General features: G+C 43.2%; 9 protein-coding genes. All 9 read left to right on the top strand.

The window, feature by feature from the left end; genetic code table 11:
- Positions 1-51: 51 nt before the first annotated feature.
- Positions 52-627, top strand: coding sequence for a phospholipase (locus HT715_RS02855; protein WP_138705497.1), 576 nt, complete (start codon positions 52-54; stop codon positions 625-627).
- A complete protein-coding gene (locus HT715_RS02850) occupies positions 621-908 on the top strand; it encodes a hypothetical protein (RefSeq protein WP_000933381.1) in 288 nt (95 codons plus the stop codon). Before HT715_RS02855 ends, HT715_RS02850 begins: the two co-directional genes overlap by 7 nt.
- Before the next feature lie 145 nt (positions 909-1053).
- Positions 1054-3567 carry a preprotein translocase subunit SecA gene (secA, locus tag HT715_RS02845; RefSeq protein ID WP_001274079.1) on the top strand — a complete coding sequence of 838 codons (2514 nt, stop codon included), beginning with the start codon at positions 1054-1056 and terminating at the stop codon, positions 3565-3567.
- 80 nt (positions 3568-3647) lie between these two features.
- The gene (locus HT715_RS02840) at positions 3648-4679 is read left to right on the top strand and encodes a 3-deoxy-7-phosphoheptulonate synthase (protein ID WP_000232197.1); all 1032 of its coding nucleotides are present in this window, start codon (positions 3648-3650) and stop codon (positions 4677-4679) included.
- Between the two features lies 1 nt (position 4680).
- The gene (locus tag HT715_RS02835) at positions 4681-5712 is read left to right on the top strand and encodes a 3-deoxy-7-phosphoheptulonate synthase (RefSeq protein WP_000864063.1); all 1032 of its coding nucleotides are present in this window, start codon (positions 4681-4683) and stop codon (positions 5710-5712) included.
- Between the two features lie 44 nt (positions 5713-5756).
- Complete coding sequence (gene acpS / locus HT715_RS02830) at positions 5757-6119, top strand: holo-ACP synthase (protein WP_031233486.1); 363 nt, start codon at positions 5757-5759, stop codon at positions 6117-6119.
- The gene (gene alr / locus HT715_RS02825) at positions 6109-7212 is read left to right on the top strand and encodes an alanine racemase (protein WP_023935689.1); all 1104 of its coding nucleotides are present in this window, start codon (positions 6109-6111) and stop codon (positions 7210-7212) included. The genes acpS and alr overlap by 11 nt, the downstream gene beginning before the upstream one ends.
- An 18-nt stretch (positions 7213-7230) precedes the next feature.
- Positions 7231-9246 (top strand): ATP-dependent DNA helicase RecG, encoded by a 2016-nt coding sequence (recG, locus tag HT715_RS02820; RefSeq protein WP_172922056.1) that lies wholly within the window; start codon positions 7231-7233, stop codon positions 9244-9246.
- 319 nt (positions 9247-9565) lie between these two features.
- Positions 9566-10546, top strand: coding sequence for an acetylxylan esterase (locus HT715_RS02815; RefSeq protein WP_023940720.1), 981 nt, complete (start codon positions 9566-9568; stop codon positions 10544-10546).
- The last annotated feature ends 272 nt before the right edge of the window (positions 10547-10818 follow it).

The raw sequence follows: 10818 nt of genomic DNA, 5'->3' as shown, positions 1-10818 counted from the left end.
ATATTGTTTGTGTATTTAGATTATAACTTATGTTTATTAGGAGGAGTAGTCATGAAAACTATCGTTAAAATTTGTTTAGTTGCTTTATCTGCCTTTTTACTTTTATTTGCTGAAAAAAATGTTTTTGCAGACTCTAATTCACATGATAACTTAAACTCTTTGGAAGTTAGCGATAGAAGTTTTCGTAACGGAGAATTGTTGAAGAGTTATCTTGTAAAAGATAAAGATAGGATTTATTTTGATTATGATAAAGCGGTTCAAGATAAACAATCGAAAGATGTAATTGACATGGGTTTATTGGTAGAGACAATAAGCGAAGACTATAGTTCAAATACGTTTACACCTGCTAAATATTTTAAGGCAGGATTGCCTGTTCACGGGAATTACTGTGGTCCTGGTTACGACGGGGAAGGATTTACTCTACCTGTAGTGGATGTTTTGGATCAAGGTTGTCAAAATCATGATAGATGTTACAAGTGGGGAGCTGGTATTGGAGCTAATTGTGAGTGTAATCGTCAGTTAGTCGATTTTATAAAAGTTAACAGACGTTGGATACCAGAAAGTACCTTATGGGTTGCGGATGCTATCAGAGTTTATTTTGAAACGATTGGAGCTATAGGATGTTGAATCTAAAATCATTTATTACACGCTATTCTAAGGTCTATATTGGTTTAGTTCTGTTGATCTGGATTGCTTTCTTCTTTCTTCCTTGGGGCAGTCCGATTCTGGGGGGAAAGATTGACCTCTTCAGCATACAGAAAGTCTTGCTAGTTTTTGGCATTCTGTCCATTTTGATGGCCTTGCTGTCCAAGAAAGTCAGTCTCTTTGTTTTTGGATTGATCTGCTGTCTTTCTCTTTGGATTAACTTATTTATCCTATTTGCTATTTTGCCGATTCTTGGCAATTAAAGTATCATAAAAGTCAGAGAGGTTAGCTTGAAAACTAGCCTCTTTTTCCTTTTCAAAATGGGGATTCTTCCTTGAAAATAATCAGTAATTGTGCTAAAATTAAAAGAACATTCTAAAATATTCGGAATTTAAAGTAAGGAAAAACATGGCTAATATTTTAAAAACAATTATCGAAAATGATAAAGGAGAAATCCGTCGTCTGGAAAAGATGGCTGACAAGGTTTTCAAATACGAAGACCAAATGGCTGCTTTGACTGATGACCAACTAAAAGCAAAAACAGTTGAATTTAAAGAACGTTATCAAAATGGAGAATCGCTGGATTCATTGCTTTATGAAGCATTTGCGGTTGTCCGTGAGGGTGCCAAACGTGTCCTAGGTCTCTTCCCATATAAGGTTCAGGTCATGGGGGGAATCGTTCTTCACCATGGTGACGTGCCAGAGATGCGTACAGGGGAAGGGAAAACCTTGACTGCGACTATGCCGGTATACCTCAATGCCCTTTCAGGCAAAGGGGTTCACGTAGTTACGGTTAACGAATACCTATCAGAACGTGACGCGACTGAGATGGGTGAATTGTACTCATGGCTTGGTTTGTCAGTAGGGATTAACTTGGCTGCCAAATCTCCAATGGAGAAAAAAGAAGCCTATGAGTGTGATATTACTTACTCAACCAACTCAGAAATCGGATTTGACTACCTTCGTGACAACATGGTCGTTCGTGCTGAAAACATGGTACAACGTCCGCTTAACTATGCCTTGGTCGATGAGGTTGACTCTATCTTGATTGACGAGGCCCGTACACCTTTGATTGTATCAGGTGCTAATGCAGTTGAAACCAGTCAGCTCTACCATATGGCAGACCACTATGTAAAATCGTTGGACAAAGACGACTACATCATCGATGTGCAGTCTAAGACTATTGGTTTGTCTGATTCAGGGATTGACAAGGCTGAAAGCTACTTCAAGCTTGAAAATCTCTATGACATCGAAAACGTGGCTTTGACTCACTTTATCGATAACGCCCTTCGTGCCAACTACATCATGCTTCTCGATATTGACTATGTGGTGAGCGAAGAGCAAGAAATCTTGATTGTCGACCAATTTACAGGTCGTACCATGGAAGGTCGTCGTTATTCTGATGGCTTGCACCAAGCTATTGAAGCCAAAGAAGGTGTGCCAATCCAGGATGAAACCAAGACATCTGCCTCAATCACGTATCAAAACCTTTTCCGTATGTACAAGAAATTGTCTGGTATGACGGGTACAGGTAAGACTGAAGAAGAAGAATTCCGTGAAATCTACAACATTCGTGTGATTCCAATCCCAACAAACCGTCCTGTTCAACGGATTGACCACTCAGACCTTCTTTATGCAAGTATCGAATCTAAGTTTAAAGCGGTTGTCGAAGACGTTAAGGCTCGTTACCAAAAGGGTCAGCCTGTCTTGGTTGGTACAGTAGCGGTTGAAACTAGTGACTATATTTCTAAGAAATTGGTCGCAGCTGGTGTTCCTCACGAAGTCTTGAATGCCAAAAATCACTATAGAGAAGCCCAAATCATCATGAATGCTGGTCAACGTGGTGCCGTTACCATCGCAACCAACATGGCGGGTCGTGGTACCGACATCAAGCTTGGTGAAGGTGTTCGTGAACTTGGAGGACTTTGTGTGATTGGTACAGAACGTCATGAAAGTCGTCGTATCGATAACCAGCTTCGTGGACGTTCAGGTCGTCAAGGAGATCCAGGTGAGTCACAATTCTACCTCTCTCTTGAAGATGATTTGATGAAACGTTTTGGTTCTGAACGCTTGAAAGGCATATTTGAACGCTTGAATATGTCTGAAGAGGCCATTGAGTCTCGTATGTTGACGCGTCAGGTTGAGGCAGCTCAGAAACGTGTCGAAGGAAATAACTACGATACCCGTAAACAAGTCCTTCAATACGACGATGTCATGCGTGAACAACGTGAGATTATCTATGCTCAACGTTACGATGTCATCACTGCAGACCGTGACTTGGCACCTGAAATTCAGGCTATGCACAAACGCACGATTGAACGTGTCGTCGATGGTCATGCGCGTGCCAAACAAGATGAAAAACTTGAAGCAATTTTGAACTTTGCTAAGTACAACTTGCTTCCAGAAGATTCTATTACGATGGAAGATTTGTCAGGCTTGTCTGATAAGGCCATCAAGGAAGAGCTTTTTCAACGTGCCTTGAAGGTTTATGATAGTCAGGTTTCAAAACTACGCGATGAAGAAGCAGTTAAAGAATTCCAAAAAGTTTTGATTCTACGAGTGGTGGATAACAAGTGGACAGATCATATCGATGCCCTTGATCAATTGCGTAACGCGGTTGGACTTCGTGGTTATGCTCAGAACAACCCTGTTGTTGAGTATCAGGCAGAAGGTTTCCGTATGTTTAATGATATGATTGGTTCGATTGAGTTTGATGTGACACGCTTGATGATGAAAGCACAAATTCATGAACAAGAAAGACCACAGGCAGAACGCCATATCAGTACAACAGCGACTCGCAATATCGCTGCTCACCAAGCAAGTATGCCAGAAGATTTGGATTTGAGCCAGATTGGACGCAATCAACTTTGCCCATGTGGTTCTGGTAAGAAGTTTAAAAATTGTCACGGTAAAAGACAATAAAATGAGATAGTTTAGAGGCGGATATCTTGTGAAAAGTAAATTTTTACTTGGTATCCGTTTGCTTTATAAGGAGATGACTTATGGTATTTACAGCAAAAAGTCCTAAAATAAATATCGAAGAAGTTCGTGCCTTATCAAAATTAGAAGGCCAAGCTTTGGAGAGAAAATCACAGCGCGATCAAGAGCTAGAAGCCATCATGCGTGGAGAAGACCAGCGAATTCTCTTGGTAATCGGTCCGTGCTCATCTGACAACGAAGAAGCTGTCCTTGAATACGCTAAGCGTTTGGCAGTCCTACAAGAAGAAGTGGCAGATCGTATCTTTATGGTTATGCGTGTTTATACTGCCAAACCCCGTACCAACGGAGATGGCTATAAGGGCTTGATTCACCAGCCTAACGCGACAGAAGCGCCTAGTCTTATCAATGGAATCAAAGCCGTTCGCCATCTTCACTATCGTGTCATCACAGAAACAGGGATGACAACTGCTGATGAAATGCTTTATCCTGAAAACCTTCCGCTTGTAGATGATTTGATTTCTTACATGGCAGTTGGTGCCCGTTCAGTTGAAGACCAGCAACACCGCTTTGTGGCAAGTGGGGCAGGATTTTCTACTGGTTTTAAAAATCCAACCTCTGGAAATCTCAATGTCATGTTTAATGGGATTTATGCTGCTCAAAACAAACAAAGTTTCCTTTTCTTAGGAAAAGAAGTAGAAACAACTGGGAACCCGCTTTCACACGCTATTCTTCGTGGTGCTCTTAATGAGTATGGTAACAATATTCCCAACTACTATTATGACAATTTAATTGAGACCATTGCCCAGTATGAGAAAATGGGCTTGGAAAATCCTTTTATCATCATTGATACCAATCATGACAATTCTGGTAAGCAGTATATTGAACAGATCCGAATTGTCCGCCAGACCTTGATTAACCGTGCTTGGAATGAAAAAATTAAGCAGTTCGTTCGTGGTTTTATGATTGAGTCTTATCTGGAAGATGGTCGACAAAATGAGCCAGAAGTATTTGGTAAGTCTATCACAGACCCTTGCTTGGGTTGGGATAACACAGAAGCTCTTGTCAGAGAAATTTACAAAACGTTAGGAGAATAAGATGGCATTTATTGAAAAAGGTCAAGAAATCGATATGGAAGTCATTAAGGCTGAAACCCAATTGTCTGCGGAAGCCTTGAGACTCAAGGAAAGCCGTGACAGGGAATTGGCAGACATTATTTCAGGGGAAGATGACCGTCTCCTTTTGGTAATTGGTCCTTGCTCTTCTGATAATGAAGAAGCTGTCTTGGAATATGCCCGCCGCTTGTCAGCCTTGCAAAAGAAGGTAGCGGACAAGATTTTCATGGTTATGCGCGTTTATACTGCTAAGCCTCGTACCAACGGAGACGGCTATAAAGGGTTGGTTCACCAGCCAGACACTTCTAAGGCTCCAAGCCTGATTAACGGTTTGCAGGCTGTGCGCCAGTTGCACTACCGAGTGATTACAGAGACTGGTTTGACGACGGCAGATGAGATGCTTTATCCGTCAAATCTAATTTTGGTGGATGACTTGGTCAGCTACCATGCTGTTGGAGCTCGTTCTGTGGAAGACCAAGAGCACCGCTTTGTGGCTTCTGGGATTGATGCACCAGTAGGGATGAAAAATCCAACCTCAGGAAATTTGGGTGTTATGTTTAACGCCATCTATGCTGCTCAAAATAAGCAAACCTTCCTTTATCATGGGCAGGAAGTTGAGACTTCAGGTAATCCTTTGTCCCATGTCATCCTCCGTGGAGCAGTTAACGAGTATGGCAATTATATGCCGAATTACTACTATGAAAACCTACTCCAAGCCATTGAACGCTATGAAACCATGGGACTTGAAAATCCCTTTATCCTCATTGATACCAACCATGATAACTCAGGCAAGCAGTATATGGAGCAGATTCGAATTGTTCGCCAGACCTTGCAAAATCGTGATTGGAATGAGAAAATTAAAAAGACAGTTCGAGGATTTATGATTGAATCTTACCTAGCAGATGGTCGTCAAAACCAACCAGAGGTCTTTGGCTGCTCTATTACAGATCCTTGCCTAGGTTGGGAAAATACAGAGGCTTTGGTAGAAGAAATCTATGCTACCTTGGCAGAATAAGTGAAAAGGATGGAGTTGGGGAATCTCAACTCCTTTTGATGAGAATGATAGTTGGACACGGAATTGACATCGAAGAATTGGCTTCGATAGAAAGAGCGGCTGCACGACATGAAGGCTTTGCCAAGCGCGTGCTGACAGCCAAGGAAATGGAACGGTTTAACAGTCTTAAAGGGCGCAGGCAAATCGAATATTTGGCTGGTCGCTGGTCGGCTAAAGAAGCCTTTTCCAAGGCCATGGGAACGGGAATTGGCAAGCTCGGTTTTCAGGATTTAGAAGTCTTAAACAATGAACGCGGGGCGCCTTATTTTAGTCAGTCACCATTTTCAGGAAAAATTTGGCTATCTATCAGCCATACCGATCAGTTTGTGACAGCCAGTGTCATTTTGGAGGAAAATCATGCAAGCTAGTCCGCATAGACCAACCAAGGCTCTGATTCATCTGGGAGCTATTCGACACAATATTCAGCAAATGGGGGCTCATATCCCTGAGGGGACACTCAAGTGGGCAGTGGTCAAAGCCAATGCCTATGGGCATGGGGCAGTAGCTGTTGCCAATGCGATTCAAGATGATGTCGATGGCTTCTGCGTTTCCAATATTGATGAAGCTATTGAACTCAGACAAGCTGGACTCAGCAAGCCAATCCTCATTTTAGGAGTTTCTGAGCTAGAAGTTGTTGCTCTAGCTAAAGAATATGACATCACCTTGACAGTGGCTGGACTGGAGTGGATTCAAGCACTCTTAGATAAGGAAGCGGACCTAACTGGATTGACAGTTCACCTCAAGATTGACTCAGGGATGGGACGGATTGGTTTTAGAGAGGCTAGTGAGGCTGATCAGGCTCAAGACTTGCTCCAACAACACGGTGTTCGTGTTGAAGGAATCTTTACCCACTTTGCGACTGCTGATGAGGAATCAGATGACTATTTTAATGCCCAGTTAGAACGGTTTAAAACCATTCTATCAAGTATGAAAGGTCTTCCAGAGCTGGTTCATGCCAGTAATTCGGCAACGACCCTTTGGCATGCAGAGACTATTTTTAATGCGATCCGTATGGGAGATGCCATGTATGGTCTTAATCCTAGCGGAGAGGTCTTGGATTTACCCTATGACTTGATTCCAGCCTTGACCTTGGAGTCTGCTCTGGTTCATGTCAAGACAGTTTCAGCTGGAGCTTGCATGGGCTACGGGGCGACCTATCAGGCAGATAGCGAGCAGGTCATCGCGACCGTGCCAATCGGCTATGCAGATGGATGGACAAGAGACATGGAAAATTTCTCTGTCTTGGTAGATGGCCAAGCTTGCCCAATTGTCGGCAGGGTTTCGATGGACCAAATCACTATTCGATTGCCTAAGCCTTACCCACTCGGAACCAAGGTAACCTTGATTGGCTCCAATGGGGATAAGGAAATCACTGCAACTCAGGTAGCGTCCTACCGTGGGACTATTAACTATGAGGTGGTTTGTCTTCTCAGCGACCGCATTCCGAGAGAATATGATTAGAAAAGAAAGGAGTGGAGCATGAATCTACATCAACCCTTGCATGTCTTACCTGGTGTGGGACCAAAGTCAGCAGAAAAATACGCCAAACTAGGAATTGAAAATTTGCAAGATCTCTTGCTCTACTTTCCTTTCCGTTATGAAGATTTTAAGACTAAGCAGGTGCTAGATCTGGAAGACGGTGAAAAGGCAGTTCTTTCTGGTCAAGTCGTGACTCCTGCCAGTGTCCAGTATTATGGTTTTAAGCGCAATCGCCTGCGTTTTAGCCTCAAACAGGGAGAAGTCGTTTTTGCGGTGAACTTCTTTAACCAGCCTTATCTAGCTGATAAGATAGAGTTGGGAGCAACTCTTGCTGTCTTTGGAAAATGGGACCGCGCTAAGGCTAGTCTGACTGGGATGAAGGTTCTGGCTCAGGTAGAAGATGACCTCCAGCCTGTCTATCGTCTGGCTCAGGGAATCAGTCAGGCCAGTCTGGTCAAAGTTATCAAGACAGCCTTTGATCAGGGACTGGACCTCTTGATTGAGGAAAATCTTCCCCAGTCTTTGCTGGACAAATACAAACTCATGTCCCGTTGTCAGGCTGTTCGTGCCATGCATTTCCCCAAGGATTTGGCAGAATACAAGCAGGCTCTTCGCCGTATCAAATTTGAGGAACTCTTTTATTTTCAAATGCAATTGCAGACGCTCAAGTCTGAAAATAGAGTTCAGGGAAGTGGTCTGGTTCTGAATTGGTCTCAGGAAAAAGTGACAGTAGTTAAAGAAAATCTACCTTTTTCCTTGACCCCAGCTCAAGAAAAGAGTTTACAGGAAATTTTGACAGACATGAAGTCGGATCACCACATGAATCGTCTCTTGCAAGGGGATGTGGGGAGCGGAAAAACGGTGGTCGCTGGCTTGGCTATGTTTGCGGCAGTGACAGCTGGCTACCAATCAGCCCTCATGGTACCAACAGAAATTCTCGCAGAGCAACACTTTGAGAGTCTACAGAGTCTCTTTCCAGACCTAAAACTGGCTCTCTTGACAGGTTCCTTAAAAGCTGCAGAAAAGAGAGAAGTCTTGGAGACCATTGCCAAGGGTGAGGCTGATTTGATTATCGGAACCCACGCTCTGATTCAGGATGGAGTGGATTATGCTCGCCTTGGCTTGATTATCATCGATGAACAGCACCGTTTTGGTGTGGGGCAAAGGCGTATTTTACGGGAAAAAGGCGACAATCCAGATGTCCTCATGATGACGGCGACTCCCATTCCACGGACGCTGGCCATCACAGCCTTTGGAGATATGGATGTTTCCATTATCGACCAGATGCCAGCAGGTCGGAAGCCTATTGTGACGCGCTGGATCAAACATGAGCAACTAGCTCAGGTTTTGACTTGGTTAGAGGGGGAAATCCAAAAAGGTTCTCAAGCCTATGTCATCTCTCCTTTGATTGAAGAATCAGAAGCTCTAGATTTGAAAAATGCCATTGCCTTATCAGAAGAGCTGACGGCTCATTTTGCAGGTAAGGCAGAAGTGGCTCTTCTACATGGTAAGATGAAGAGTGACGAAAAAGACCAGATCATGCAGGATTTCAAAGAGAGAAAGACGGATATTCTGGTTTCGACGACGGTTATCGAGGTTGGGGTCAACGTTCCTAATGCTACGGTCATGATTATCATGGATGCCGACCGTTTCGGTCTCAGTCAGCTTCACCAGCTTAGAGGTCGTGTCGGTCGGGGGGACAAGCAGTCCTATGCTGTTCTCGTTGCCAATCCCAAGACTGATTCTGGGAACGACCGCATGCGCATCATGACAGAAACGACCAATGGATTTGTCCTGGCCGAAGAAGATTTGAAAATGCGTGGTTCAGGTGAAATTTTTGGAACCAGACAGTCAGGACTCCCAGAGTTTCAAGTAGCTGATATTATCGAAGATTTTCCGATTTTAGAAGAAGCCAGAAAGGTTGCTAGCTACATTAGTTCTATTGAAGGCTGGCAAGAGGATCCAGAGTGGCGCATGATTGCCCTTCATTTGGAAAAGAAAGAACATCTGGATTAAGCTTTCTCTAAGGAAAACTTAAGCTAGCTTTCAGGTTTGACCCTTATACTAGAGTCATCAAAAAGAAACGAGGACTCTCATATGACAGTAACGATTAAAGTAAATTACCAAACTACTTTCCAAAAGAAAGAAGCAAAAAACTAAGATTGAATAAAGGAAGAAGAGCGAAATGCTCTTTTTTCGTTTCTAAAACTACTTTCAGTCAATAGGCTTGAAGGAGGAAAAGCTAAATTCACTTTCTATTTATCCTTCTTTCTTGCATTGCTTTCTTAGATGTGCTACAGTTGTGGTAGCGATTACAAAATAAAAGGAGCATGCTATGAAAAATCCAGCTTTGTTAGAAGAAATGAAGACTTATAAAGGCAGGGACGAGGTTCCGGAAGATTTTGATGCTTTCTGGGATGAGGAAGTGAAAAAAGTTTCCACGCTTCCAGCCTACCACTTGGAGGAAAGAGATTTCCACATTCCTCAAGTCAAGTGCTATGAACTAACCTTTGAAGGAAGCAATGAAGGCAAGGTCTATGCACGCGTCGTTCTTCCAAAGAGTGAGGAGAAGGTTCCGCTAATCTTCCATTTCCATGGTTATATGGGACGTGGTTGGGATTGGGCCGACATGCTGGGCTTCACCGTAGCTGGTTACGGTGTTGTTTCCATGGATGTTCGAGGCCAGTCGGGCTATTCACAAGACGGTTTGCGTTCTCCTCTAGGAAATACGGTTAAGGGACATATTATCCGTGGTGCTGTGGAGGGTCGGGATCACCTCTTTTATAAGGATGTTTATCTGGACATTTACCAGTTGGTTGAAATTATTGCTAATCTGCCTGAGGTAGATGAGAAGCGTCTTTCTAGCTATGGTGCCTCTCAAGGTGGTGCTCTAGCTTTGGTTGCAGCAGCGCTCAATCCTCGAATTCAGAAAACAGTTTCCATCTATCCCTTCTTGTCAGACTTCAGACGGGTGATTGAGATTGGCAATACTAGTGAGGCTTATGATGAACTTTTCCGTTATTTCAAGTTCCACGATCCTTTTCATGAAACAGAGGAGGAAATCATGGCGACCCTTGCCTATATCGATGTCAAAAATCTTGCCCATCGTATCCAAGGTGAGGTTAAGATGATTACGGGCTTGGACGACGATGTTTGCTATCCCATTACCCAGTTTGCGATTTACAATCGTTTGATCTGCGATAAGGCTTATCGCATCATGCCTGAGTATGCCCACGAAGCCATGAATGTTTTTGTCAATGACCAGGTTTATAACTGGCTCTGTGGGAGTGAGATTCCTTTCAAATATCTAAAATAAGGAGTCGACTCTAGGCACAAAATCTTAAAAATCACAAACACGCATAGTATCAGGTGTTGAACAAGCTTGATACTATGCGTTTTATAGTGGGAATATTTATAGAATTTTTTGTTGCTAGCTTTGTCAAATTGCTTAAAATAATTTTTTTCAGAAAGCAAAAGCCGATACCTATCGAGTAGGGTAGTTCTTGCTATCGTCAGGCTTGTCTGTAGGTGTTAATACTTTCCAAAAATCTCTTCAAACCACGTCAGCTTCGCCTTGCCGTAGGTATG

The sequence above is a fragment of the Streptococcus sp. 4155 genome, from assembly GCF_013276695.1.
Lineage (GTDB): Bacteria > Bacillota > Bacilli > Lactobacillales > Streptococcaceae > Streptococcus > Streptococcus pseudopneumoniae.
The sequence above is the reverse complement of the archived record's forward strand: the minus strand, read 5'-3'. Positions and strand labels throughout refer to the sequence as shown.

Excerpts from the sequence above, each read along its gene's own strand:
- HT715_RS02855 (WP_138705497.1), top strand. The coding sequence starts at position 52 with ATGAAAACTATCGTTAAAATTTGTTTAGTTGCTTTATCTGCCTTTTTA.
- HT715_RS02850 (WP_000933381.1), top strand. The coding sequence starts at position 621 with ATGTTGAATCTAAAATCATTTATTACACGCTATTCTAAGGTCTATATT.
- secA (WP_001274079.1), top strand. The coding sequence starts at position 1,054 with ATGGCTAATATTTTAAAAACAATTATCGAAAATGATAAAGGAGAAATC.
- HT715_RS02840 (WP_000232197.1), top strand. The coding sequence starts at position 3,648 with ATGGTATTTACAGCAAAAAGTCCTAAAATAAATATCGAAGAAGTTCGT.
- HT715_RS02835 (WP_000864063.1), top strand. The coding sequence starts at position 4,681 with ATGGCATTTATTGAAAAAGGTCAAGAAATCGATATGGAAGTCATTAAG.
- acpS (WP_031233486.1), top strand. The coding sequence starts at position 5,757 with ATGATAGTTGGACACGGAATTGACATCGAAGAATTGGCTTCGATAGAA.
- alr (WP_023935689.1), top strand. The coding sequence starts at position 6,109 with ATGCAAGCTAGTCCGCATAGACCAACCAAGGCTCTGATTCATCTGGGA.
- recG (WP_172922056.1), top strand. The coding sequence starts at position 7,231 with ATGAATCTACATCAACCCTTGCATGTCTTACCTGGTGTGGGACCAAAG.
- HT715_RS02815 (WP_023940720.1), top strand. The coding sequence starts at position 9,566 with ATGAAAAATCCAGCTTTGTTAGAAGAAATGAAGACTTATAAAGGCAGG.